At 69.3% G+C, this 24,354-nt stretch carries 19 protein-coding genes; 7 read left to right on the forward strand and 12 right to left on the reverse strand.

What is annotated here, in order from left to right; all coding sequences use genetic code 11:
* Positions 1 to 164: 164 nt before the first annotated feature.
* The 5 genes from ACIPPM_RS23690 to ACIPPM_RS23710 all read right to left on the reverse strand — a co-directional run bounded on the left by ACIPPM_RS23690 (position 165) and on the right by ACIPPM_RS23710 (position 8,393).
* A complete protein-coding gene (locus ACIPPM_RS23690; RefSeq protein ID WP_401451132.1) occupies positions 165 to 1,055 on the reverse strand; it encodes an anti-sigma factor family protein in 891 nt (296 codons plus the stop codon).
* Entirely contained in the window at positions 1,052 to 1,804 is a 753-nt protein-coding gene (gene sigM / locus ACIPPM_RS23695; protein WP_401451134.1) for an RNA polymerase sigma factor SigM, read from the reverse strand. Before sigM ends, ACIPPM_RS23690 begins: the two co-directional genes overlap by 4 nt.
* 26 nt (positions 1,805 to 1,830) lie before the next feature.
* Positions 1,831 to 3,549, reverse strand: a complete 1,719-nt coding sequence (locus ACIPPM_RS23700) for a protein kinase family protein (protein WP_401451136.1) — start codon at positions 3,547 to 3,549, stop codon at positions 1,831 to 1,833.
* A 118-nt stretch (positions 3,550 to 3,667) separates the two neighbouring features.
* Positions 3,668 to 5,959 (reverse strand): murein biosynthesis integral membrane protein MurJ, encoded by a 2,292-nt coding sequence (murJ, locus tag ACIPPM_RS23705; RefSeq protein WP_401451139.1) that lies wholly within the window; start codon positions 5,957 to 5,959, stop codon positions 3,668 to 3,670.
* 46 nt (positions 5,960 to 6,005) lie between these two features.
* A complete protein-coding gene (locus tag ACIPPM_RS23710) occupies positions 6,006 to 8,393 on the reverse strand; it encodes a DUF6049 family protein (protein WP_401451140.1) in 2,388 nt (795 codons plus the stop codon).
* 259 nt (positions 8,394 to 8,652) lie between these two features.
* Here ACIPPM_RS23710 and ACIPPM_RS23715 point away from each other — a divergent pair, with 259 nt between their 5' ends.
* Positions 8,653 to 10,098 (forward strand): CCA tRNA nucleotidyltransferase, encoded by a 1,446-nt coding sequence (locus ACIPPM_RS23715; protein ID WP_401451143.1) that lies wholly within the window; start codon positions 8,653 to 8,655, stop codon positions 10,096 to 10,098.
* 35 nt (positions 10,099 to 10,133) lie between these two features.
* On the opposite strand, the gene ACIPPM_RS23720 is transcribed toward ACIPPM_RS23715, so the two are convergent.
* The 3 genes from ACIPPM_RS23720 to ACIPPM_RS23730 all read right to left on the reverse strand — a co-directional run bounded on the left by ACIPPM_RS23720 (position 10,134) and on the right by ACIPPM_RS23730 (position 13,347).
* Entirely contained in the window at positions 10,134 to 11,444 is a 1,311-nt protein-coding gene (locus ACIPPM_RS23720; protein ID WP_401451146.1) for an MFS transporter, read from the reverse strand.
* A 93-nt stretch (positions 11,445 to 11,537) separates the two neighbouring features.
* The gene (locus ACIPPM_RS23725) at positions 11,538 to 12,620 is read right to left on the reverse strand and encodes an inositol-3-phosphate synthase (RefSeq protein ID WP_393594313.1); all 1,083 of its coding nucleotides are present in this window, start codon (positions 12,618 to 12,620) and stop codon (positions 11,538 to 11,540) included.
* Positions 12,621 to 12,663: 43 nt separating this feature from the next.
* Entirely contained in the window at positions 12,664 to 13,347 is a 684-nt protein-coding gene (locus ACIPPM_RS23730) for a helix-turn-helix transcriptional regulator (RefSeq protein ID WP_401451149.1), read from the reverse strand.
* Between the two features lie 364 nt (positions 13,348 to 13,711).
* Here ACIPPM_RS23730 and ACIPPM_RS23735 point away from each other — a divergent pair, with 364 nt between their 5' ends.
* Complete coding sequence (locus ACIPPM_RS23735; protein WP_401451152.1) at positions 13,712 to 16,351, forward strand: transglycosylase domain-containing protein; 2,640 nt, start codon at positions 13,712 to 13,714, stop codon at positions 16,349 to 16,351.
* Between the two features lie 126 nt (positions 16,352 to 16,477).
* Positions 16,478 to 17,983: a glycosyltransferase family 87 protein gene (locus ACIPPM_RS23740; RefSeq protein WP_401451154.1), complete on the forward strand. Its 1,506-nt coding sequence runs from the start codon at positions 16,478 to 16,480 to the stop codon at positions 17,981 to 17,983.
* Between the two features lie 98 nt (positions 17,984 to 18,081).
* Here ACIPPM_RS23740 and ACIPPM_RS23745 read toward each other — a convergent pair whose 3' ends face one another.
* The 3 genes from ACIPPM_RS23745 to ACIPPM_RS23755 all read right to left on the reverse strand — a co-directional run bounded on the left by ACIPPM_RS23745 (position 18,082) and on the right by ACIPPM_RS23755 (position 20,870).
* A complete protein-coding gene (locus tag ACIPPM_RS23745) occupies positions 18,082 to 19,113 on the reverse strand; it encodes an alanine racemase (RefSeq protein WP_384358713.1) in 1,032 nt (343 codons plus the stop codon).
* Positions 19,114 to 19,248: 135 nt separating this feature from the next.
* Positions 19,249 to 20,370, reverse strand: a complete 1,122-nt coding sequence (locus ACIPPM_RS23750) for a lipid II:glycine glycyltransferase FemX (protein WP_389003645.1) — start codon at positions 20,368 to 20,370, stop codon at positions 19,249 to 19,251.
* A 182-nt stretch (positions 20,371 to 20,552) separates the two neighbouring features.
* Positions 20,553 to 20,870, reverse strand: a complete 318-nt coding sequence (locus tag ACIPPM_RS23755) for a hypothetical protein (RefSeq protein ID WP_401451158.1) — start codon at positions 20,868 to 20,870, stop codon at positions 20,553 to 20,555.
* A gap of 276 nt (positions 20,871 to 21,146) precedes the next feature.
* On the opposite strand from ACIPPM_RS23755, the gene rpsF reads away from it, so the two are divergent.
* From rpsF to rplI, 4 genes are all read left to right on the forward strand, one after another.
* The gene (rpsF, locus tag ACIPPM_RS23760) at positions 21,147 to 21,437 is read left to right on the forward strand and encodes a 30S ribosomal protein S6 (protein WP_389003639.1); all 291 of its coding nucleotides are present in this window, start codon (positions 21,147 to 21,149) and stop codon (positions 21,435 to 21,437) included.
* A 78-nt stretch (positions 21,438 to 21,515) separates the two neighbouring features.
* Entirely contained in the window at positions 21,516 to 22,109 is a 594-nt protein-coding gene (locus ACIPPM_RS23765) for a single-stranded DNA-binding protein (RefSeq protein ID WP_401451161.1), read from the forward strand.
* Between the two features lie 40 nt (positions 22,110 to 22,149).
* The gene (gene rpsR / locus ACIPPM_RS23770; protein WP_003949403.1) at positions 22,150 to 22,386 is read left to right on the forward strand and encodes a 30S ribosomal protein S18; all 237 of its coding nucleotides are present in this window, start codon (positions 22,150 to 22,152) and stop codon (positions 22,384 to 22,386) included.
* A gap of 17 nt (positions 22,387 to 22,403) precedes the next feature.
* Positions 22,404 to 22,850, forward strand: a complete 447-nt coding sequence (gene rplI / locus ACIPPM_RS23775) for a 50S ribosomal protein L9 (protein WP_389003633.1) — start codon at positions 22,404 to 22,406, stop codon at positions 22,848 to 22,850.
* A 125-nt stretch (positions 22,851 to 22,975) separates the two neighbouring features.
* Here the strand turns inward: rplI and ACIPPM_RS23780 are convergent, their stop codons facing one another.
* Positions 22,976 to 24,313, reverse strand: coding sequence for an MATE family efflux transporter (locus ACIPPM_RS23780; RefSeq protein WP_401451164.1), 1,338 nt, complete (start codon positions 24,311 to 24,313; stop codon positions 22,976 to 22,978).
* Positions 24,314 to 24,354: the final 41 nt, after the last annotated feature.

A 24,354-nucleotide genomic window follows, 5' to 3' on the forward strand; every position in this document is an offset into this window, starting at 1 on the left:
TTCCTCGTCTCTGGTCTGTGTCGGCCGACCGGTGGGAGCCCCTGCCGGGACTCTCACACCACCCAACCGATCCTAAGGGGCGCACATTCCCCTGATGTCCGGCCACGCGACGGGTCACACCGTGGGTGCGCGGAGAGGCGGGCGGAGACGACGCCCGCGCCGGTTCAAAAACGGACGAGGGTCTGCTTCAGGAGCACACTCCCGGCGCCTGCGGGCCGCTTGGACGTACAGGACGCGTCGACCACATAGGCCGTGACGCGCTTGCTGTCGGCCTTGTCGGGCACCACGACGAGGTAGGCGCTCTTGTCGGCGTAGGTGCCGCTCTTCGCCCCCAGAACCGTTTCGCCGGAGTGCAGCGCACGCCGGACGCAGTCGGGCACCGGGGCCTCGGGCTGGATCAGTGTGTTCGCGCTCTGCGTAGGCCCCGAGGGGGCGAGGTCCGTCTCCGTGTCCTGCTGCGGGCGCTGGCTGCCCCGCTGAAGTCCTTTCCTGGCGGTGAGCAGGTCCGACACCTGGCTCTGCACGCTGGCCCCGGAGAACGTGCCGACGGCGGACGCGGCCGAGCTCTGCGCTGCCTTGTCGGAGGCGGTGTTGTTGCCGATCGACTGCACGAGCAGGGACCCGGCCCCGAGGACGGCAGCGGTGAGCACGGCGCCCAGTGCGGCGGTCCGACGGCGGCTCCGGGCGCGCCCCTTCCGGCCGGGGCCGGTGGTGGCGCGAGAAAGCCTGGCAGGGCGGTCCGGTGGGGTCGCTGTTTCACGTGAAACATGACGACCGGAGCCTTCGGGGGCCGCCTGCTCGGTCCACCCGGCTGCCTCGGCGGCAAGGGCGGCGTCGATCCGGTCGGCGATGTCCATCGGCATCGGGGGCACATCCGGGACGTCGCCCAGCAACCCCTGGATTTCCGCCAGTGCCGCATGGACCTCGGCGCACGCCGCGCAGCCCTCCAGATGGCGCCGCAGCTCCGCGCTACGGGACGGCGGGAGGAGCCCCTCGGCCAGGTCGGAGATCTCGGCGACGTCCGGGTGCCCGGTCGTGTCCGTCGAGGACGTCATGCTCGCCCACCTCCGCCCTTCACGACGGCTGAACCGTTCGGCCCGGAGTCTTCGGTTCCCTCGCCCGCAGATCCTGTCGGAGGTGGGACGGATGCCCCGTGCACCCGGTTCCGTCCCGCCAAGGGTTCTTTTCCACCGTCAGGGACGGCGGTGCCGCCTCTCTCGCCGGGGGCGCCGGGACGCAGGTGGGTGAGCAGGGGGAGGAGTCTGGCCCGGCCTCGTGCGCAGCGGCTCTTCACCGTCCCGGTGGGCACGTCCAGGACCCGGGCCGCCTCGGCGACGGGGTAGCCCTGCATGTCCACCAGGACCAGTGCGGCCCGCTGCTCGGCGGGAAGGGTGCCCAGGGCTTCGAGGAGCTGGCGGTGGAGGTCGTTGCGCTCGGCCGGGGCGGAGGCCGACTCGTGCGGCTCCAGGAGCTGTTCCAGGCGCTCGGGGTCGTCGACGGGCGCTGTCTTTCGTGAGGCCGCCTTGCGGATGCGGTCCAGGCAGGCATTCACGGTGATCCGGTGCAGCCAGGTCGTGACGGCCGACTGTCCCCGGAAGGTGTGAGCGGCACGGTAGGCCGACACCAGTGCGTCCTGCACGGCGTCGGCGGCCTCCTCGCGGTCCCCCAGCGTCCGCAGCGCGACCGCCCACAGCCGGTCCCGGTGCCTCCGCACGATCTCACCGAAGGCATCGGCATCACCCTGCACATGACGGGCGAGCAGATCCTCGTCCCGTACCTCGTCGTACCGACGACCGCCTGCCATCGTCCCCCTCCGGCTCGGATGAGACGTCAGCCCGTGAAATGCACTTCGGTGATGGCCTGCTTGTAGCCCGCCTTTGAGTAGGTGGCCGCGTCATAACCGGACATGGGAACGGCCGTCAGCCACACCAGGACGTACCGCGCCTTCACCGGCTTGTCGGGCTTCACCGTTGCGGTGGAACCCGAGGTGGTGCTGCTGCCGACCTTGTGCATCGAGTCCAGCGACACCGGTGCCGAGTCGGCCGTGTAGAGGTCGACCGTCGTGTGATCCCCGGAGTAGCGCAGCCCGATCGTGGCGGCATCGACGTCCTTCGCCGAGCCGAGGTCATAGACGATGCCCACACCTGGCTTGAGGGGAGCGATCTCAGGACCCTGGGTGAAGGACTTGGTCCGCCAGGACGTCGACGTGTCCCCGTCGTAGGTCTTGGCGACATCGGCCGGGTGCTGGGCGCCGCCCTCGGCGACGAACTCCTGGGCACCCTGGATCGTCACCGGCTGCGGCGCCACCTTGGCCGCGCCCTTGTCGCCGCCGTCCTGCGTCTGGGTGGTGTTGGTGTCGTTGGAGTTGTCGCCGCGGTTCATCAGGGCTTCCGCGAGCTGCCAGCTGCCGAGGCCGAGCGCGGCGATGAGCAGTGCGGAGACCGCCCACTTCAGCGCCTTGCCCGTACGGCTCTGGAGCGGGGGCGGCGGGGCCGCCACGGACTGCGTGGCACCGGGGTGCGCCGAGGTGCGGCCGTAGGTGCCCTGCTGGTAGGTCGTGCGCTGGTACTCCGGCGGACGGGTGAACGCGGGCTCCGGCGGGCGGACGCGGGGCATCTCGCCGATCGCCTTGACCAGTTCCTCCGGCGTGGTGCACGCGGCCTCGTGCCGGGAGGCGGTGGCGCCGTCGTTGACGAGCGCGCGCATCGCCAGCTCGGACAGTCCGCGGTGGATTCCGGCCCGCACCTGGTCCGGCGCGATGAGGCCGATGTCCTTGGGGAGGCCGGCCAGGCCGTACGCGTCGCTCTCGTAGGGCCAGCGCTGCGTCAGCGCCGCGTACAGCAGGGCGCCGATCGCCTCGGTGTCGGTGCGCTGGGGGGTGTCGGAGCCGACGCCGCGCAGGACGGCGTTCACGGCGAGGCCGCGGATACGCCACTGCCCGGAGGAGGTGCGCAGGACCGCGTTCGGGTTCAGCCGCAGATGGGAGAGGCCCTCGCGGTGGGCGGCGGCCATGGCGGCCGAGACCTGACTGACCATCTGGTAGGCGTCGTGCGGCTCGAGGGGGCCGGCCGCGAGCAGCGCGGTCAGCTCGGTGGCGTCGGGCAGCCACTCGTGCACCACGTAGACGAGGTCGTTCTCCTCGACCGCGTCGAGGACCTGTACGAAGCGCGGATCGCCGAGCAGCGCCGCCGAACGGGCGGCCGCCAGCACGGCACGGGAACGTACGTGGTCGGCGGGCAGGATGTGCACGCCGACGGCTCGCCGCAGTTTCTCGTCGACCGCGCGCCAGCTGCTGAATCCGTCCAGACGGGTGACGCACTCCTCGAGGCGGTAGCGTCTGGCGAGTTTGTGACCGCTGTGCAGCTCGGTGGGCGAAGACGTCCTGCCGGAGTCTTCCGCCCCGCCGCTCCCCTGCGCCTGGTCGATGTCCGTGTCCCGCTCCGGGTTCTTGGCCACCCCGTCGGCCGTGGCCTGATCCGCCTTGGCGGTCAGCGGCTCGTCACCGCTGTTGTCTGCCACGTCGACGGCAGCCGTGCTGCGTTCTGCCACCGTCGTCCCTGCCTCCCCATCCGTTGCACGCTGTCCGACGCCGAAACCAATTGTGCCCACAGTCCGCCGCAATGCACGACACGCAGAGGGGGACGATGGTTGTGCGACTACCCCCGCCTCAACGCCCCAGACGCCCGCGAACCATGCCGACGAGCGAATTGAGCTCGTCGATCCGCATCCGGCGCGCGGCCATGAAGAAGACGCCGAGCAGTACCGCACCGCCCGCCACGAGCGCGACGAGCGAGCCGAAGACTCCCTGTCCGAGGGAGTGCCCGATGCCGTAGCAGGCCGCGCCACTGAGCAGCGCCGCCGGCACCGAGGCGATCGCCAGCCGCGCGTACGTCCGCAGCACCCGGGAGCCGTCCAGGTCGCCGCCCAGCCGCTTGCGCAGGCGCCGCCAGGCGACACCGACGCCGATGGCGTAGGAGAGGCCGTACACGGCCGCCATGCCCGCCACGGCCCAGCGGGCCGGGAGCAGGAAGTAGCAGAGCGCGGAGGCGCCCGCGTTGACCGCCGCCACGATGACCGTGTTGTAGAAGGGGGTGCGGGTGTCTTCGTACGCGTAGAAGGCGCGCAGGACGACGTACTGCACCGAGTACGGGATCAGGCCGAGGCCGAAGGCCATCAGCATGAAGCCCATGTTGGTGGCCGAGCCGGTGCCCGAGGCGCCGAAGATCAGCGTGCACATCGGGATGCCGAGCGCGACGAAGCCGAAGGAGATGGGCACGATGGCCACCGCCGTGGTGCGCAGGCCCTGCGAGATGTCGTCGCGGACGGCGCCGCCGTCGCCCTCGGCGGCCGAGCGCGACAGGCGCGGCAGCAGCGCGGCCATGAGGGACACGGTGATGATGGCCTGCGGCAGTCCCCAGATGAGCTGGGCGTTGGCGTAGGCGGTGAAGCCGGTGCCCTCGATGCCGGAGTCCTTTCCGGCGGCGGTGGACAACTGGGTGACGACCAGGGCGCCCGCCTGGTTGGCGAGCACGAACAGCACCGTCCACTTGGCGAGCATCGCGGCCTTGCCCAGGCCGTGGCCCTTCCAGTCGAACCGGGGCCGGATGCGGAAGCCGGTCTCGCGCAGGTACGGGATCATCGCCAGGGCCTGCACGACGAGGCCGAGCAGGATGCCGATGCCGAGCAGGCGCTGCCCCTGCGGCGGGATGTTGCTGACGGTCATGTGGGAGTCGGCCGCCGAGCCGTAGACCCACAGGAACGCACCGAGCGCCACGATGATGACGAGGTTGTTCAGGACCGGGGTCCACATCATCGCGCCGAACTTGCCGCGCGCGTTGAGGATCTGACCCATCACCACGTGGATGCCCATGAAGAAGATCGACGGCAGGAAGTAGCGGGTGAAGGTCACCGCCACCTCGTTGGCCGCCGGGTCGGCGCTGATCGTGGGCGACAGCGCTTGCACCAGGTACGGCGCGCCGAGCATGGTCAGCGCGGTCAGCGCGGCGAGCGCGACCATCACGAGGGTCAGCAGCCGGTTGGCGAACGCCTCGCCGCCGTCCTCGTCCTCCTTCATCGACCGCACCAGCTGGGGCACGAAGACGGAGTTGAGGCCGCCGCCGACGGTGAGGATGTAGATCATCGTCGGCAGCTGGTACGCGACCTGGAACGAGTCGCCGAGGAAGCCCGTACCCAGCGCCGCGATGATCATCGCGGAGCGGAGGAAGCCGGTGAGGCGCGACACCATCGTGCCCGCGGCCATGACGGCGCTGGAGCCGAGCAGCCCGGAGGCGCGTCCCTTCGCCGGGGCCGGAGCGGGCGGTGCCGGGGTCTCCACCGGACCGGCAGGTCCGGCAGGAGCGGGTACGGGCGGCTGCATGGGATTCCCGGGGGCCGCCTGGTACGGGCTTCCGCCACCGCCGTGGTGCGCGGGGCCCTGGACGTGGGGCGGCGGGTACGAGCCGCCGGCGCCCTGGCCCGCGCGGGCCGACGCGGCGGAGCCGTGCTGCTGGTCCCGCAGGAGGTGCGCGAAGGCGTCCGGCTCGTGGTACTCCTCGCCGGAGTGCGAGACCAGGTCGTCCACGCCGACGAACTGGGTCGTGCGCGGGTGGTCGCCGTACGGCAGGTGCTGGGTGGCGTCGCCCTCCGCCTCGGGCGCCGGGGTCTTGGCCCACACGCGCGGGTCGGGGGAGTACGACGACTGCGACGGCGGGGCGTAGAGCGGCTGGCGCGGCTCGTAGCTGCCCGGAGGCGGCGGAGGGTGTGCGGCGCGGTCGTAGAGCGCCTCGGCCACCGGGTCCTGGGCGGAGAGGTCCCGCGCCCGGTAGGGGTCCTGGTCGTAGGCGTCCTGGAGGTACATGTCCGCCGCGGGCTGCGGCTCCTGGCCGGGCTCGGGCGGGGTCTCGGGCCTGCCCGAGTCGGCGGCATCCCCGCCACGGTCACCGTCGTACGGCGCGTTCATGGTTGCCCCACCTCATCGTCCCTGGCCACACGGGCCGCGGCGTCGCTCAACGGTCCACTCTCTCACCCGTGCCGGACGGGTCGGCGCTTTCCGGTGCGGTGTCCGGTGCAGGGTCACCCGGCTGGTCCGGCCCGGCTGCCCCGGCGGGGGAACCGGACTCCTCGGGAAGACGGTCCTCGGTGCCGTCGGGGTTCCCCGAGCCGTCGTCGGAGTCCGCCTCCGCCTCACCCGGACCGTCGCCGTCGCTCTCGGCCTGGCGGGCGGCCGCGCGCTTGCGCTGGGTGTACATCCGGAATCCGGCGAGGACCAGCAGCAGCACCCCGCCGCCGATCACCAGCATGACGGTGGGCGTGACCTCGGTGACCTTCACGTCGAAGCTGACGGGGTCCCCGTACTCCTGGCCGTCCTCGGTGTACAGCTGGGCGAGGACCGTGGCCCGGCCGTTTGCGTTGGCCGAGGTGGTGAACTTCACCGACTGGCTGTGGCCACCGGCAACCTCGACGGGCTGCTCGTCGTACGCCTTGCCGCTGATCTTCAGTCGGGTCGGCTGGGTCGAGCTGAGCCGCAGGTACAGATGGCCGACGGGCTGGACCAGGTTGTTCTGCACGGTCACCGGGATGGTGGCGCTGCGCCCGGAGAGCTTGGTCTCCGACTTGTCGATCAGCTTGACCTGGCCACCGAGGTTGTCGAGATAGCTCAGCACGTCCGCGCGGAAGCCGTCCGCCTTGGTTGCCTGGCCCCGCCACGACGCGGACATCCCGCGGTTTATGGCCAGGCCGAACGGGGTGACCACGCGGGACTGATCGGTGAGGATCACCTGGAAGTTGTCGAGCTTGTCCTGCGTGTCCGCGATCTGCTCGAAGGCGCTCCTCGGCAGTTCCTGCTTGCGCAGCGACGAGGGGTAGGCCGACGAGGAGGGGATGCGCGTGGTGGCGTCCGGGTCGGGCTTGGCCTTGGCGGCGGCGGTGAGGGTCTCAGGCTGCGACCAGTTGCCGTCCTGGAGCGCCTTCACGGCGGTGGCCATGGCCTGTGCCTGGCTCGCGGTCGGGGTGCGCTGCGGAGCGACCACGATGCTGCGCTGCTCGTCCTTCTGCACGTTCGCCTCAAGGCTCTGTGCGAGGAACTGCTGCACCGCGAGTGTGGAGGTGTCCGCCTTGGTGAGGTCGCCCTCGAAGGCCGTGGACATCCGCGCGTCCGCGACCACCGCGGTGGTGCCGCCGCCGATGGGGCGGGCGGCGGACGGTGTGTAGGACAGCCCGGCGGACTCCCGGAGGCTGTCGCTGCGGGCGATCACCCGATCGGCACCGGCGGAGGTGGCCACCTTGATGATCGAGGGGTCCACGGCACCCTCCACCGGCCACGCGAAGTCCGTGGTCGGCGTCACGTGCAGCACGGTCTTCACCGTGAGGGCCGCGACGTCGGTGGCGTCCTTGAGGTGGCTGAGCGAGCCGGTGACGCTGGTGCCGGTGTGGGCGAGCGAGGCGAGGTCCGGGTCGGCGAACGGCAGGGCGACGACCTCCTTGCCCGCTACGGCCTGCTGGAGACCGGCCAGCCACTGCTTGGCGACGTCCTGGTTCTCCCGCGAGCCGGCCTTGGTACTGCCGTCGGGCTGCTGGACCCGGTAACCGTTCGCCATGGCGTCCACCGCGGCCAGCAGGTCCGGGTCGATCACCCAGGTGATGTCGAGGTCCCGGCCCAGGTCCATCATCTGCGCCAGGCGGCCGCCGGGGGCGATCTCCTTGGCCAGCTCGTCGTCCTGGAAGACGGGGGTCTGCCGTTCTCCGGCGCCCGTGCGGGCCGTCATGTGGACGGAGGAGATCAGCGGCCACATGAACGTCGTACGGCTCTTGGTGTCGGCCTCGGACGACTGCCAGGGCAGGAAGGTCCGCTCGATGCCGAGCATCTGGTCCCAGGGTCGCGCCGAGGTCTTGCCGGAGACGGAGACGCCGAACGAGTAGACGCCGTCCTTGCCGAGGTCCAGCTCGTCCGCCGGGACGGAGATGCTGAAGTGCTCGGCCACGCCCGGGACCAGCTTGCTGAACTTCTCCGTGTACTTGTCGCCGAGCTCGTCGCCGGTACCGCCACGGAGATCGTCGGGGTGCTGGGCGATGCCGTCGACCGCGGAGCGGGTGTTCAGCAGGGGGCCCACCCGGAGCCCGACGTGGGCGCCGGTCACGGTCTGCCTGCCGTTGTTGATCACCGTGCCCGACACGGTCAGCGTGTCGTCCTCGGTGGGCGCGCTGGGCGTCAGTGAGTCCAACGCCACGGACACGGAGCCCGCCGACGCCGTCGGCGCCGCCTGCGCGGGTTCGGCCGCGGTCAGCTGGAGCAGCCCGGCCAGCAGCGGGGCGCCCGCCAGCAGTGCTCCCGCCCGCCGCAGTCGGCGGCGGGCGGGAGAGGCACTGGGCCCCTGGAATTCAGCCGCGTCGGCCACGCGCTAGCCCGTCCCTCGTCGTCGTCATCAGTGGTCGTCGGAATGTGCGTCCCCGCATGGTAACGATGACCGCTGAGGTGAAGTGCCACGGACCGTTCCCGAAGATCGCCACGGAGCGGCCACCTGTCCTCTATATCCATTAACGAGCGGAGAGCCGGTGTCCGCCGCATGGGGAGCCCTTGTGGGGGTATGGCAGGAGCCTCCGCGCCGGTCAAATGGGTGCGGTCCTGGTCGGCCGGGCCACGTACCCTCTTCTGTTGTGCCGAACCCCAACGATGACAATCCCGCTGCCCTCAGCCAGGTGCAGCAGCGCGCGGTGAGCGAGCTGCTGCGGGTGGCTCCCGTCGCAGACGACCTCGCCCGCCGTTTCCAGGAGTCCGGGTTCTCGCTCGCCCTGGTCGGCGGCTCGGTCCGTGACGCGCTGCTCGGCCGGCTGGGGAACGACCTGGACTTCACGACCGACGCGCGCCCCGAGGACGTGCTGCGGATCGTCCGGCCCTGGGCGGACGCCGTCTGGGAGGTCGGGATCGCCTTCGGCACGGTGGGCGTCCAGAAGGACGGCTACCAGATCGAGGTCACCACCTACCGCTCGGAGGCGTACGACCGCACCTCCCGCAAGCCCGAGGTGTCGTACGGCGACTCCATCGAGGAGGACCTGGTCCGGCGTGACTTCACGGTCAACGCGATGGCCGTGGCCCTGCCGGAGAAGGAGTTCATCGACCCGCACGGCGGTCTGGAGGACCTCGCGGCACGGGTGCTGCGTACTCCGGGCACACCGGAGGAGTCGTTCTCCGACGACCCGCTGCGCATGATGCGGGCCGCACGCTTCGCCGCCCAGCTGGACTTCGAGGTGGACCCGGCGGTCGTCACGGCGATGACCGAGATGTCCGCGCGGATCGAGATCGTGTCGGCCGAGCGGGTCCGGGACGAGCTGAACAAGCTGGTGCTCTCCGCGCACCCCCGCAAGGGACTCACCCTGCTGGTCGACACCGGGCTCGCCGCCCACGTCCTGCCGGAGCTTCCGGCGCTCCGACTGGAGCGTGACGAGCACCACCGTCATAAGGACGTCTACGACCACTCGCTCATCGTGCTGGAGCAGGCGATCGACCTGGAGGAGAACGGCCCGGATCTCACGCTCCGGCTGGCCGCGCTGCTGCACGACATCGGCAAGCCTCGGACGCGCCGCTTCGAGGAGGACGGCCGGGTCTCGTTCCACCACCACGAGGTGGTCGGCGCCAAGATGACCAAGAAGCGCATGACGGCCCTGAAGTACTCCAATGAGCTGGTGAAGGACGTCTCGCGCCTGGTCGAACTGCATCTGCGCTTCCACGGCTACGGCACCGGGGAGTGGACGGACTCCGCCGTCCGGCGCTACGTCCGCGATGCGGGCCCGCTGCTGGAACGGCTGCACAAGCTGACCCGCTCCGACTGCACCACCCGGAACAAGCGCAAGGCGACCACGCTGTCCCGTGCCTATGACGGGCTGGAGACGCGCATCGGCGAACTTCAGGAGCAGGAGGAGCTGGACTCCATCCGCCCCGACCTCGACGGCAACGAGATCATGAAGATTCTCGGCGTCGGCCCCGGTCCCGTCATCGGCCAGGCGTACAAGCAGATGCTCGAGCTGCGTCTGGAGAACGGCCCGATGGACCACGACACGGCGGTCGCGGCCCTCCAGGAGTGGTGGGCGCGGCAGCAGGGCTGAACGCTTCCGAGATCATGTTTCACGTGAAACATGACTCAGCGGTGGGGTGGTGTTTCACGTGAAACACCACCCTTTTCGCTGTCCCGCCGCCACTCGAAGCGGGCCATGGCCACGGTGACAACGCCGTAGAGCAGGGCCACGAGGATCACCAGCGGCGCCGACCGGCCGTCCGGCGGGAGCATCAGGGCGGCCACCCCGGCGGCGCCGACGAAGGCCACGTTGAAGAGGACGTCGTAGACGGAGAAGACCCGGCCTCGGAAACCGTCCTCGACCGACGCCTGGACGATCGTGTCCGTGGCGATCTTGGCGCCCTGGGTGACCAGCCCCAGCAGGAAGGCCGCGATCAGCAGCGGCACCGTGGCGAACGGGAGCCCGAGCGCCGGCAGCAGGAAGGCGGCGGCTCCCGCACAGACCGTGATCCACCGCCCGGCACCGAGACGCCCCGCACTCCACGGGGTCACCACGGCGGCCGTGAAGAACCCGGCGCCGGACACCGCCAGCACCAGCCCCAGCAGGCGGAGCCCGTCCGCAGGCGTGTCGGAGAGGCCGTACCGGCACAGCATGAGCAGCAGGACCAGCAGTGCTCCGTAGCAGAAGCGCATGCAGGTCATCGCCGTGAGCGCCCAGACGGCCTCCCGGCGCCGGGGCCGGCCCAGGTAACGCACGGCCGCCAGGAGGCCGCGCGCCGTGTCGGAGAGGACGGTGCGCAGCCGGGGCAGCACCGGTGGCCGGTCGGGACCGAGCAGGGAGGGGGCCATGGTCAGAGCGGTCAGGCCCGCGCACAGGTACAGCAGTGCGCCGAGCAGAACCACCGCCGCGTCCGAGTCCGACACGACGAACCGGACGCCGAGGGCAAGGGCGGCGCCGAGGGTCGCGGCGAGTGTTCCGGCGGTGGGGCAGAGGGAGTTGGCCAGCACCAGGCGCTCGGTGTCGACCACCCGGGGCAGAGCCGCCGAGAGCCCAGCGAGGACGAACCGGTTTACTGCCGTGACGCACAGCGCGGAGGCATAGAACAGCCAGTCGGGCGCGTGGACGGCCATCAGCAGGGCGGTGGCGGCCGCCAGCAGGGCCCGCAGCACATTGCCGTGGACGAAGACCTGACGTCGGCGCCAGCGGTCCAGCAGTACCCCCGCGAAGGGTCCGACCAGCGAGTAGGGGAGCAGCAGGACCGCCATCGCGGAGGCGATCGCCGGGGCCGAGGTCTGCTTCTCGGGGGAGAAGACGACGTACGAGGCGAGCGCGACCTGGTACACCCCGTCCGAGCCCTGGGAGAGCAGACGGACGTACAACAGGCGCCGGAAGTCCCGTACGCGCAGCAGCAGGCGCAGATCACGGACGACGGGCATGGGCACAGCCTCACATATGCGGAAGGTCCCCGGGGTCGGCAGACCCCAGGGACCCTCACAGCCCTGGCAGGAGCGTTCTCGTGCGCGCGGCGCTTAGCGCTCGACGTCGCCGCGGATGAACTTCTCGACGTTCTCGCGGGCCTCGTCGTCGAAGTACTGGACCGGCGGGGACTTCATGAAGTACGAGGACGCCGACAGGATCGGGCCACCCACGCCCCGGTCCTTGGCGATCTTCGCGGCACGCAGGGCGTCGATGATGACGCCGGCGGAGTTCGGGGAGTCCCAGACCTCCAGCTTGTACTCGAGGTTCAGCGGGACGTCGCCGAACGCACGGCCCTCCAGGCGGACGTAGGCCCACTTGCGGTCGTCCAGCCACGCCACGTAGTCGGACGGGCCGATGTGGACGTTCTTCTCGCCGAGGTCCCGGTCGGGGATCTGGGAGGTGACGGCCTGCGTCTTGGAGATCTTCTTGGACTCCAGGCGCTCGCGCTCGAGCATGTTCTTGAAGTCCATGTTGCCGCCGACGTTCAGCTGCATGGTGCGGTCCAGGATCACACCGCGGTCCTCGAACAGCTTCGCCATGACGCGGTGCGTGATGGTGGCGCCCACCTGCGACTTGATGTCGTCACCGACGATCGGCACACCGGCCTCGGTGAACTTGTCCGCCCACTCCTTGGTGCCGGCGATGAAGACCGGAAGGGCGTTGACGAAGGCGACCTTGGCGTCGATGGCGCACTGGGCGTAGTACTTCGCCGCGTCCTCGGAGCCCACGGGGAGGTAGCAGACCAGGACGTCGACCTGCTTGTCCTTCAGGGTCTGGACGATGTCGACCGGCTCGGCGTCCGACTCCTCGATGGTCTCGCGGTAGTACTTGCCGAGACCGTCGAGGGTGTGGCCGCGCTGAACGGTGACACCGCTGGAGGGCACGTCGCAGATCTTGATGGTGTTGTTCTCGGAGGCGCCGATGGCGTCCGCGAGGTCGAGGCCGACCTTCTTGGCGTCCACGTCGAAGGCGGCGACGAACTCGACGTCCCGCACGTGGTAATCGCCGAACTGCACGTGCATCAGGCCGGGGACCTTGGCCGCCGGGTCGGCGTCCTTGTAGTACTCGACTCCCTGCACCAGCGACGCGGCGCAGTTGCCGACACCGACGATGGCTACGCGAACCGAACCCATTCCGGTTGCTCCCTGTGTGTACGAGTGAGGCCCTGGCGGGCCGTCACGTGGCGGTTTCGCCGGGCGTATCCGTCCCCGGAAGATCCCTGGGACGGGGCAGGCCGCCCGTCGATCCAGATGTGGTGTCCTGCTGAGCGGACTCGTCGGATTCGGGACCCTTCCGGTCCCGTCCGGCCCGCTCGCTCTCGATGAGCTCGTTCAGCCAGCGCACTTCGCGCTCCACGGACTCCATTCCGTGGCGCTGGAGCTCGAGCGTGTAGTCGTCGAGGCGCTCCCGCGTGCGTGCCAGGGAGGCGCGCATCTTCTCAAGGCGCTCCTCCAGGCGGCTGCGCCGGCCCTCCAGCACACGCATGCGCACATCGCGCGAGGTCTGCCCGAAGAAGGCGAACCGGGCGGCGAAGTGCTCGTCCTCGTATGCGTCGGGGCCGGTCTGCGACAGGAGCTCCTCGAAGTGCTCCTTACCTTCGGCCGTCAACCGATAGACGATCTTCGCGCGGCGTCCGGTGAGAGGGGCGGCCAGAGCGTCTTCATGGGTGTTGCCCGGTTCCTCGATCAACCAGCCGTTGGTGACCAGCGTCTTGAGGCAGGGGTAGAGCGTCCCGTAGCTGAACGCCCGGAACACACCCAGGGACGTGTTGAGTCGTTTGCGCAGCTCGTAGCCGTGCATCGGCGACTCGCGCAGCAGCCCGAGCACGGCGAACTCGAGGATGCCGGAACGACGGCTCATGATCGCCTCCTCTCGGTACACAGCGCTTTTATCTCGCTCTGATGTATCGACTCGATACATCACGACGATAGAACGCCCCCCGGCATGCGACAAGAGGGGCGACGGTGAACGGGATCACATCACCGATTCGTACGAGGCAAGTTGCCTGTTTTGGGGTGAACTTCGGCGCTCGGAGGGTTTTGGTGGTGCGTAGTCTGTGCGGCATGCACAACACCGGGAACCAAGGGGCGCTTGGGGAGCGTCGTGATCCTCGGTGCAGTACGGGTGAATGCAGTAACGACCGCATCCGTACTTCGGGGGGACCGGAAACCAGCCGCTGTTTCCAGGCGCGCACGGATGCGCCTGCCCGAGGAGTAATCGTTCGATGAGCGAGCACCGTCGCAAACCGCCGCAGCCGCAGGGAGGCGGACGTGCCGCGGCCCGACGCGGCCAGCCTGGCCCGTCCTCCGGCCGCGCCGCGGCACCGCGAGGCGCCAACGGGGCCTCTGACCACTCCTACGGGTCTGGTTCCCATGGACCGGACTCCTACGGCTCTGGGGGTGATGGGCGTGAGTACGGCAGCCGTGCCGAGGCACGCCGCGCCGCCCAGAGAGGCGGTGGCCGCCGCCGAGGGGCCGACAACGCGCCTTCGGGGCGTGGCCGCGGCCATGACCAGGGCCCGCCCGGCAAGCCCCGGTTCATCGACTATCCGCGCGTGGGCAAGTACGGCTGGCGCCGCTGGGTGCCGTCCTGGCGACTGGTCACGGGCCTGGGCATCGGGTTCGTGGGCAGCATGGTCGTCATGGCCGGCGTGGGCTACGCGTTGGTCCGTATTCCGGACGAGAACGCCGCGGCCGAGTCGCAGAACAACGTGTACTACTGGGCCGACGGAACCCAGATGGTGGCCACGGGTACCGGTGTGAACCGGCAGAACCTCAAGATCGAGGCCATTCCCAAGGCCATGCAGTACGCCGTGATCTCCGCGGAGAACAAGAGCTTCTACCAGGACTCGGGCGTGGACCCCATGGGTATCGCGCGCGCCCTGGCCAACATGGCGCGCGGCGGACAGACGCAGGGTGGCTCCACGATCACCCAGCAGTTCGTCAAGAACACGTACCTGAGCCAGGACCAGACCCTCACCCGTAAGTTCACGGAGATGTTCATCTCCCTGAAGGTGGGCACGAAGCTCGACAAGAACGACATCATGCGGGGCTATCTGAACACCTCGTACTACGGTCGTGGTGCTTACGGCATCCAGGCAGCGGCGCAGACGTACTACGGCAAGGACGCCCAGGACCTGAGCCCCAGCCAGTGCGCCGTGCTCGCGGCTCTGCTGAAGGGCCCTACGTACTACGACCCGGCCGGCAACGCGGATCTCGACAAGAGCGCGACCGAAGAGGCCAACCTGGCCCGTTCCCAGGGCCGCTGGCGCTGGATTCTCGGTGAGATGCACAAGGACAAGCACCTCACCGACGCCCAGTACCAGGAGGCGATCCGGAAGTACCCGACGCCGCAGGGCCGCAAGGCGACCAGGGGTATGAACGGCCAGATCAGCTACATGGTCGACACGGCGAAGAAGTACGTCCTGAACCACTCCGGCATCACGGAGGCGAAGTTCGACAGGGGCGGTTACCAGATCCAGACGACCTTCCAGAGGGACAAGGTCGAGGCTCTGAACGCGGCCGTGAAGAAGATCCAGAAGTCGCGGCTGAAGCCCGAGACCAAGGAGCTGGACAAGTACGTACAGTTCGGTGCCGCCTCGGTGGTGCCCAACGACGGTGCGATCGTCGCCCTCTACGGCGGCGACGGCTACGAGAACGGTCACTTCACCAACAACGCCGACACCTCCGGTGTCCCGGTGGGCTCGACCTGGAAGCCGTACGTACTGGCCGCGGCCATGCAGGACGGCGTGTACAACTCGGACGGTGAGGGCATCTCCCCGCTGAGCAAGTACAACGGCAACGACCATCTCAAGGTCCGCCGTCCCGACGGGTCGTTCTACCTGAACAAGGACAACTCGTTCTTCTTCCAGGCGAACGAGAGCGAGAAGCCCTGGGGCTACATCAGCCTGCGCAAGGCGATGGAGCAGTCGATCAACACGCCGTTCGTGCAGCTCGGTGTCGACGTCGGTATGACCAAGGTCCGGGACATGGCCGAGTCCACCGGCATCCTGAAGGGCAGTATGGCGAAGGACCTGAACCCGTCCTTCGCCATCGGTACCTCCACTCCGAGCGCGATCCGGATGGCCGACTCCTATGCGACGTTCGCCGCGTCCGGAAAGCAGGCGGACCCGTACTCGGTCACCTCGGTCAAGTTCGACGGCCAGCCGTTGCCGGGATTCGCCAAGCCGAAGTCCAAGCAGGCGATGGACGCGAACATCGCCAACAACGTCACCGACGTCCTGCAGAACGTGATCCAGAACGGCACCGCCAAGGGCGCGCTGGCTCTGGGCCGTACAGCGGCGGGCAAGACGGGTACCACCGACGAGAACAAGTCGGCCTGGTTCGTCGGCTACACCCAGCAGCTCTCCACCTCGGTGGCGATGTTCCGCGAGAACCCCAAGGACCACCGACTGCTGTCCATGAACGGCACGGCGGGCAAGGACTCCATCCACGGTGGTGACATCCCGACCTCGGTCTGGACCGAGTACATGCTGGCCGCGCTGAAGGGGAAGAACGACCTCGGATTCCCGGACGCCGTCAAGATCCCCAAGATCCACAACGAGGCGGGCGCTCCCACCCCGAAGCCGAAGCCGAGCCCCACGCCGAGCGAGAAGCCGACCCAGTCGTCGAGCCCGTCGCCGACCGAGTCGACGCCGCCGCCCTCGCCCACCGAGAGCGAGACCTGCCGGTTCTTCTGCAACGACGACGGCGGCACCGGTCCCGGTGGTGCCGACGGCGGAGTCAGCTCTTCACCGACCGACTCGACGTCGCCCGGAAGCGGTGGTGTCAGGGGTAACGGCAACGCCGGAGCCAATGGGAGCGACGGCGGAGGCGGATTGTTCGGAGGCCAGGCGGGCCAGTAGGGCCACCTGACCGATTGACGGCCATTTCGACCGGCACGGGTGTTTCACGTGAAACAAGGGCCGTCGCACCGACCAGGTGCGGCGGCCCTCGGCGTTTTACCGAGCGAGTACGGCAGGATGTGCCCCATGCCCAGTGCTGAGACGACGCCCGTGCGCGTGCGTGAACCGGAGACGGTACGACCGACGCGGGAGGACGAGATCGCCGCGGCCGGAAGCGAGCTGATCGGCGGCCCCCTCGGCCGACGCGCCCTGACCGGTACGTCCTGGTGGACGCCGGTCCGGGTCGTCGTGCTCGTGGCGATCGGCATGTTCGCCCTCGGGCTCGTCCAGAAGGCGCCCTGCTACGACGGCGCCTGGTTCTTCGGGGCCAGCTCGCAGTACACGCACGCCTGCTACTCGGACATCCCCCACCTCTTCCAGGGTCGGGGCTTCGCCGACGGACTCGTGCCGTACTTCGACAAGCTGCCCGGCGACATGGACTACCTCGAGTACCCGGTGCTGACCGGCGTCTTCATGGAGGTCGCCTCCTGGCTCACCCCGGGCAGCGGCGGCATCCAGCGGCAGGAGCAGTGGTACTGGTTCGTCAACGCCGGGATGCTGATGGTCTGCGCGGCCGTCATCGCCGTCTGCGTCAGCCGGACCCACCGCCGCCGCCCCTGGGACGGGCTGCTGCTCGCCCTGGCGCCCGCATTCGCGCTGACCGCCACCATCAACTGGGACCTCTTGGCGGTGGCCCTGACGGCCGCCGCGATGCTGATGTGGTCGCGCGGCCGGGCCGTCGCCTTCGGCGTGCTCCTGGGCCTGGCCACGGCCGCCAAGCTCTATCCCCTCGTCCTGCTCGGTCCCCTGCTGGTGCTGTGCTGGCGGGCGGGCAAGTGGCGGGAGTTCTTCCTGGCGGTCGGCGGCGCGGCGGGCGCCTGGCTCGTGGTGAACGTGCCGGTGATGCTGTTCGCCTTCCAGGGCTGGTCGAAGTTCTACACGTTCAGCCATGACCGGGGCGTCGACTTCGGCTCGTTCTGGCTGATCTGGTCCCAGAACTCCAGCAACCCGCCGAGCATCGACTTCGTGAACACCACCGCCAGTGCCCTGGTGGTGCTGTCGTTCCTCGGTATCGCGGCGCTCACGTTCACGGCCCCGCGTCGGCCGCGGTTCGCCCAGCTGGCCTTCCTGATGGTGGCGGCGTTCATCCTCACCAACAAGGTCTACTCCCCCCAGTACGTGCTGTGGCTGGTGCCGTTGGCTGTCCTCGCCCGGCCCAAGTGGCGGGACTTCCTGATCTGGCAGGCGTGCGAGGTGGCGTACTTCCTCGGCATCTGGCTGTACCTCGCCTACACGACCAGCGGAGACGCCCACAAGGGCCTGCCCACCGAGGGCTACCACTGGGCCATCGCCCTGCATCTGCTGGGCACCCTCTACCTGTGCGCCGTCGTCGTGCGCGACATCCTCCGGCCGGAGCGGGACGTGGTGCGCCGGTCCGGGGACGACGACCCCTCGGGCGGCGTACTCGACGGCGCGGCCGACGTCTTCGTCCTGCGCGGGCTCCGGACCCCGGAACACGAGTCACCCGAGGAGCCGTCGCGGACGGACTGGGGCGGCCCGGAACCACAGCTCCACGAGGGTCGTTCGCTCTGAGCGAACGCCCACGACGGGCATGAAGAAGGCCGTGCACGAACCCTCGTGCACGGCCTTCCGCCTGTCTCAGCCCGGTACAGGAGCCCGGTAGAGCGGTCCTAGCGGTCCACGATCCGGTCGAACGTCGTGGTGGTGTGCCGCAGATGGGCCACCAGCTCGTCGCCCACCTTCGGCTCGGGAGCGTCGGAGGGGACGAACAGGATCGACACCTGCATGTGCGGCGGCTCGGCGAACCAGCGCTGCTTGCCGCCCCACACGAACGGCGCGAGGTTCCGGTTCACCGTGGCGAGGCCGGCCCGCGCCACGCCCTTGGCGCGGGGCATGACGCCGTGCAGGGCCTTGGGGGCCTCCAGGCCCACTCCGTGCGACGTGCCGCCCGCCACGACCACCAGGAAGCCGTCAGAGGCCGCCTTCTGCTGCCGGTAGCCGAAGCGGTCGCCCTTGGTCACCTTCGTGACGTCCAGGACGGCTCCCCGGTACTCGGTGGCGTCGTGGTCGCCCAGCCAGAGCCGCGTGCCGATCCGGGCACGGAAGCGGGTCTGCGGGAACTGCTGCTGGAGTCGGGCCAGTTCATCGGCCTTGAGGTGGCTGACGAACATCGTGTGCAGCGGCAGCCGGGCCGCGCGCAGCCGGTCCATCCACCCGATGACCTCCTCGACGGCGTCCGAGCCGTCGGTGCGGTCCAGCGGCAGATGGATGGCGAAGCCCTCCAGGCGGACGTTCTCTATGGCCTGGTGCAGCTGCGGCAGGTCCTGCTCGCTGATGCCGTGCCGCTTCATCGAGGACATGACCTCGATGACGACACGGGCACCGACCAGTCCGTACACGCCGTCGACCGACGACACCGAGCGGACCACCCGGTCCGGCAGCGGCACCGGCTCCTCGCCGCGCCGGTACGGGGTCAGCACGAGCAGGTCGCCGCTGAACCAGTCCTTGATGCGGGCGGCCTCGTACGTGGTGCCGACGGCGAGCATGTCCGAGCCCAGCCGGGTGGCCTCCTCCGCGAGCCGTTCGTGGCCGAAGCCGTAGCCATTGCCCTTGCAGACCGGGACGAGTCCCGGGAACTGCTCCTGCACGTGCTTGTGGTGCGCACGCCAGCGCGCGGTGTCGACGTAGAGCGTGAGCGCCATGGCCGGACCCGGAACCTTTCTCGTGGCTGCGGTGGATTCAGTGGGACGTCCCCGAGGGATGTACGGGGACCGGTGGACGGTGAAGCCTTGTGAGGGCTATGGAACCAGAAGGCGGGGCAGGTGGCAGACCGCCGCTCAGCGCCGCGACATGTAGATGTCGAGCGCCTTGTGCAGCAGCTTGTTCAGCGGGAAGTCCCATTCGCCGAGGTACTCGGCCGCCTGCCCGCCGGTACCGACCTTGAACTGGATCAGGCCGAACAGGTGGTCCGTCTCGTCCAGCGAGTCGGAGATGCCGCGCAGGTCGTAGACCGTGGCGCCGAGCGCGTAGGCGTCACGCAGCATCCGCCACTGCATGGCGTTGGAGGGCCGGACCTCGCGGCCGATGTTGTCGGAGGCGCCGTAGGAGTACCAGACGTGACCGCCGACGATCAGCATGGTGGCCGCGGAGAGGTTCACGCCGTTGTGGCGGGCGAAGTACAGCCGCATCCGGTTGGGGTCCTCGGTGTTGAGGGCCGTCCACATGCGCTGGAAGTACGACAGGGGGCGCGGGCGGAAGTGGTCGCGCACCGCGGTGATCTCGTACAGCCGCTGCCACTCCTCCAGGTCCTGGTAACCGCCCTGGACGACCTCGACACCGGCCTTCTCGGCCTTCTTGATGTTGCGGCGCCACAGCTGGTTGAACTGCTTGTGGACCTCTTCGAGCGAGCGGTTGGCCAGCGGCACCTGGAAGATGTAGCGCGGCTGGACGTCGCCGAAGCCCGCGCCGCCGTCCTCGCCCTGCTGCCATCCCATGCGGCGCAGCTTGTCGGCCACCTCGAAGGCGCGCGGCTCGATGAAGTCGGCCTCCATGTCGCGCAGCCGCTTCACGTCCGGGCTCTGGATGCCCTTCTTGATGGTCTCCGCGTTCCAGCGGCGGATGATCACCGGCGGCCCCATCTTGACCGAGAACGCGCCCTGGTGCTTGAGGTGGGCCAGCATCGGCTGGAGCCAGTCCTCCAGGTTCGGGGAGAACCAGTTGATGACCGGGCCCTCGGGCAGATAGGCGAGGTAGCGCTTGATCTTGGGCAGCTGGCGGTAGAGGACCATGCCGGCGCCGACCATGTCACCGGTGCGCTCGTCGAACCAGCCGAGGCTCTCCGAACGCCACTCCGCCTTCACGTCGGCCCATGCGGGGACCTGCATGTGGCTGGCCGACGGCAGGCTCTGGATGTACGCCAGATGCTGCTCGCGGCTGATGGTCCTCAGGGTCAGACTCATGTCGGGGCGCTCCTCGGGCTGGTGTGTCCCCATGGGATCAGGGGCTCCGGCTCTCGCGCCGAAGCCTACTGCGCCCTGCGAGCGCCCCGAATAGGGCGTACAGCACCCGCGTTCCGGCCCGTTGGCGGGCCGGAACGGTCGTCGGTGCCCGTGCCGTCTTCGTGGACGGCGGGCCGGGTGCGTCAGCCGCCGATGAGGCCCCCGAAGAGACCGCCGTTGGCCATGCCGATCAGGAAGCCGATCCCGGAGGCGCCGAGCCCGACGATCAGGCCGAAGCGCTCCCGGGTGGTGATCGAGATCCACTGCCCGTAGGCGCCGGTGATCAGGCCGATCAGACCGGCCCAGGAGGCCACCAGGTGGAGGCCGCCGATGAAGCAGGTGACGAAGGCCAGCAGGCCCAGGACGAGCGTCACCACCGTCAGGGTGTCCTGGAGCGGATGGGGCTTGCCGTCACTGGCGAAGAGAGAGCCGGCGGTGGTCGGTCGCAATGCCTGGGTCATGAGGCACCTCCTGCGGATCGCGGCGCACTGTAGCGCCCTACACACCCGATGTGTACAGATTGCGGGCTCCCAGGCCCGGATTTCAACCGGAAGCGGGTGGGCGGGTAGTCTGTAACGTCTGCACCGGTGTCTGCCCTGACCCGTCGCGGTCCACTGTGGGCGGTTCCTCGCGGAGCCTGCTGATTGTCAGTGGTGGCCGATACCGTTGCGTACGCATCACGACCCTCCTGCCACGGAACGACCGTGGCCGCTGAGTCCAAAGGAGGTGGGTTCCACATGCGTCACTACGAGTTGATGGTCATCCTCGACCCCGATCTCGAGGAGCGTTCTGTCTCCCCGCTGATCGAGAACTTCCTCTCTGTCGTCCGCGATGGCGGCGGCAAGGTGGAAAAGGTCGACACCTGGGGCCGTCGTCGTCTCTCGTACGAGATCAAGAAGAAGCCTGAGGGCATCTACTCGGTCATCGACCTGCAGGCCGAGCCTGCGGTCGTCAAGGAGCTCGACCGCCAGATGAACCTGAACGAGTCGGTCCTCCGGACCAAGGTCCTCCGCCCCGAGATGCACTGAGCTCTCCCGCTCAGCTGATCTCGGGATTCGAGTAGCAGCAACCAAGCAGCCAGAGCAATCCCGCCGAGAGGTTCCCCCATGGCAGGCGAGACCGTCATCACGGTCATCGGCAATCTTGTCGATGACCCCGAGCTGCGCTTCACCCCCTCCGGTGCGGCGGTCGCGAAGTTCCGCGTCGCGTCCACTCCCCGCACCTTCGACCGGCAGACCAATGAGTGGAAGGACGGCGAGAGCCTGTTCCTGACCTGCTCGGTCTGGCGTCAGGCGGCGGAGAACGTCGCGGAGTCGCTTCAGCGAGGCATGCGCGTCATCGTGCAGGGCCGGCTGAAGCAGCGGTCGTACGAGGACCGCGAGGGCGTCAAGCGCACGGTCTACGAGCTGGACGTCGAGGAAGTCGGCCCCAGCCTGCGCAACGCGACGGCGAAGGTCACCAAGACCTCCGGCGGCGCCCGCGGCGGCCAGGGCGGCGGTTACGGCGGCGGTGGCAACCAGGGCCAGGGTGGCGGCGGCTGGGGCGGTGGCTCCGGCGGCAACCAGGGCGGCTCCCAGGCCGACGACCCCTGGGCTTCCGGCGCTCCCGCCGGTGGCAACCAGGGTGGCGGCGGCTGGGGCGGCGGCTCCGGTTCCGGCTCTGGCGGCGGTGGCGGCTACTCGGACGAGCCCCCCTTCTAGGGGCTCGCATCCCACTTCTTGATCACACAGGAGAAACACCATGGCGAAGCCGCCTGTGCGCAAGCCTAAGAAGAAGGTCTGCGCTTTCTGCAAGGACAAGGTCACGTACGTGGACTACAAGGACACGAACATGCTGCGGAAGTTCATTTCCGACCGCGGCAAGATCCGTGCCCGCCGCGTGACCGGCAACTGCACGCAGCACCAGCGTGACGTCGCCACGGCCGTCAAGAACAGCCGTGAGATGGCGCTGCTGCCCTACACGTCCACCGCGCGCTAAGGAAGGGTGACCTACACATGAAGATCATCCTCACTCACGAGGTCTCCGGCCTCGGTGCCGCCGGTGACGTCGTCGACGTCAAGGACGGGTACGCCCGCAACTACCTGATCCCGCGGAACTTCGCGATCCGCTGGACCAAGGGTGGCGAGCAGGACGTGGCGCAGATCCGCCGCGCCCGCAAGATCCACGAGATCCAGACCATCGAGCAGGCCAACCAGATCAAGGGCCAGCTCGAGGGTGTCAAGGTCCTTCTGGCCGTTCGCTCCGGCGACGCCGGTCGGCTCTTCGGTTCCGTCACCCCGGCCGACATCGCTTCCGCGATCAAGGCTTCCGGTGGCCCCGAGGTCGACAAGCGCCGCATCGAGCTGACCGCTCCGATCAAGACCCTGGGCGCCCACGAGACGTCCGTGCGTCTGCACCCCGAGGTTGCCGCCAAGGTGACCCTCGAGGTCGTCGCGGCCTGATCGCCGTGACCGCTCGGCTCGTTTGAGCTGGTGAGGGGCCGCATCCTTTTGGGGATGCGGCCCCTTTCTCATGCGCTCGGCAGCTGACCATGGCGAGACTCCGGGGCACGTTTCACGTGAAACGGTCAGCGGGTCGCGCCCGTCACGATCCATCGGCCGGACCGGGTGCGCACCCAGAGGGTCACCATCCGGACCGTCATCATCAGTGTCATGGCCGCCCAGATCGCCGTGAGGCCGCCGCCCAGCGCGGGCACGAGCAGGGCGACCGGAGTGAAGACCGCCAGCGTGAGCACCATGGCCCAGGCCAGATAGGGTCCGTCGCCCGCGCCCATCAGTACGCCGTCCAGCACGAAGACGACCCCGCAGATGGGCTGGCAGAGCGCCACCACCAGCAGCGCGGGCAGTGCCACGTCCTTCACTCCGGCGTCACTGGTGAACAGCGGAAGGAAGAGCGGCCGCGCCGCCACCACGAGCAGACCGAGGGCGACACCGGTGGCGATGCCCCACTGCACCATGCGGCGGCAAGCCGCGCGGGCGCCCAGCGCGTCGTCGGCGCCCAGATAGCGGCCGATGATCGCCTGCCCGGCGATGGCGATCGCGTCCAGGGCGAAGGACAGCAGGCTCCACAGGGACAGCACGATCTGGTGGGCGGCGATGTCGGCGTCACCGAGGCGGGCCGCCATCGCGGTGGCGATCATGAGGATGGCACGCAGGGACAAGGTGCGGACCAGCAGCGGTACGCCCGCCTGCGCCGAGGCCCGGATTCCGGCGAGGTCCGGACGCAGGGACGCCTCGTGCCGTCGCGCGCCCCGGACGACCACCCAGAGGTAGACGGCGGCCATGCCGCACTGCGCGATCACGGTGCCCCAGGCGGACCCCGCGATGCCGAGCCCGGCGCCGTAGACGAGCACGGCATTGAGGACGGCGTTGGCGATGAAGCCGCCGACGGCGACGTACAGCGGGGTCCTGGTGTTCTGGAGTCCGCGCAGCACACCGGTGGCGGCCAGGACGACCAGCATGGCCGGGATGCCGAGGGCGGAGATGCGCAGATAGGTGGTGGCATAGGGTGCCGCGGTCGCGGAGGCACCGAAGAGGTCCACGATGCCCGGTGCGAGCGGTACGACCACGGCGTTGACGACGGCGCCGATGAGCAAGGCCAGCCAGATCCCGTCCATGCCCTGGCGGATGGCGGCCCGCAGATCTCCGGAGCCGACGCGGCGGGAGACCGCCGCCGTGGTGGCGTAGGCGAGAAAGACGAAGATGCTCACGGCGGTGGTGAGGAGCGCCGAGGCGACGCCGAGACCGGCCAGCTGGGCAGTGCCGAGATGGCCGACGATCGCGCTGTCGGCCATGACGAAAAGAGGCTCGGCGACGAGCGCGCCGAAGGCAGGGAGGGCAAGGGCCACGATCTCCCGGTCATGGCGTCGCCTCGTGGCCTTGGAGATCGCGGGAGCCTGTGTCATGCGCATCAATCTAATCGTCCACAGGTAAGAGATGCAATTGT

This window comes from Streptomyces sp. NPDC090119 (genome assembly GCF_044747085.1).
GTDB lineage: Bacteria > Actinomycetota > Actinomycetes > Streptomycetales > Streptomycetaceae > Streptomyces.

Bases quoted from the DNA above. Each gene is read 5' to 3' on its own strand.
- murJ (WP_401451139.1), bottom strand. From the start codon at position 5,959: ATGAACGCGCCGTACGACGGTGACCGTGGCGGGGATGCCGCCGACTCG.
- sigM (WP_401451134.1), bottom strand. From the start codon at position 1,804: ATGGCAGGCGGTCGTCGGTACGACGAGGTACGGGACGAGGATCTGCTC.
- ACIPPM_RS23725 (WP_393594313.1), bottom strand. From the start codon at position 12,620: ATGGGTTCGGTTCGCGTAGCCATCGTCGGTGTCGGCAACTGCGCCGCG.
- ACIPPM_RS23780 (WP_401451164.1), bottom strand. From the start codon at position 24,313: ATGACACAGGCTCCCGCGATCTCCAAGGCCACGAGGCGACGCCATGAC.
- ACIPPM_RS23750 (WP_389003645.1), bottom strand. From the start codon at position 20,370: ATGAGTCTGACCCTGAGGACCATCAGCCGCGAGCAGCATCTGGCGTAC.
- rplI (WP_389003633.1), top strand. From the start codon at position 22,404: ATGAAGATCATCCTCACTCACGAGGTCTCCGGCCTCGGTGCCGCCGGT.
- ACIPPM_RS23690 (WP_401451132.1), bottom strand. From the start codon at position 1,055: ATGACGTCCTCGACGGACACGACCGGGCACCCGGACGTCGCCGAGATC.
- ACIPPM_RS23745 (WP_384358713.1), bottom strand. From the start codon at position 19,113: ATGGCGCTCACGCTCTACGTCGACACCGCGCGCTGGCGTGCGCACCAC.
- ACIPPM_RS23735 (WP_401451152.1), top strand. From the start codon at position 13,712: ATGAGCGAGCACCGTCGCAAACCGCCGCAGCCGCAGGGAGGCGGACGT.
- ACIPPM_RS23720 (WP_401451146.1), bottom strand. From the start codon at position 11,444: ATGCCCGTCGTCCGTGATCTGCGCCTGCTGCTGCGCGTACGGGACTTC.
- ACIPPM_RS23765 (WP_401451161.1), top strand. From the start codon at position 21,516: ATGGCAGGCGAGACCGTCATCACGGTCATCGGCAATCTTGTCGATGAC.
- ACIPPM_RS23730 (WP_401451149.1), bottom strand. From the start codon at position 13,347: ATGAGCCGTCGTTCCGGCATCCTCGAGTTCGCCGTGCTCGGGCTGCTG.
- ACIPPM_RS23755 (WP_401451158.1), bottom strand. From the start codon at position 20,870: ATGACCCAGGCATTGCGACCGACCACCGCCGGCTCTCTCTTCGCCAGT.
- rpsR (WP_003949403.1), top strand. From the start codon at position 22,150: ATGGCGAAGCCGCCTGTGCGCAAGCCTAAGAAGAAGGTCTGCGCTTTC.
- rpsF (WP_389003639.1), top strand. From the start codon at position 21,147: ATGCGTCACTACGAGTTGATGGTCATCCTCGACCCCGATCTCGAGGAG.
- ACIPPM_RS23740 (WP_401451154.1), top strand. From the start codon at position 16,478: ATGCCCAGTGCTGAGACGACGCCCGTGCGCGTGCGTGAACCGGAGACG.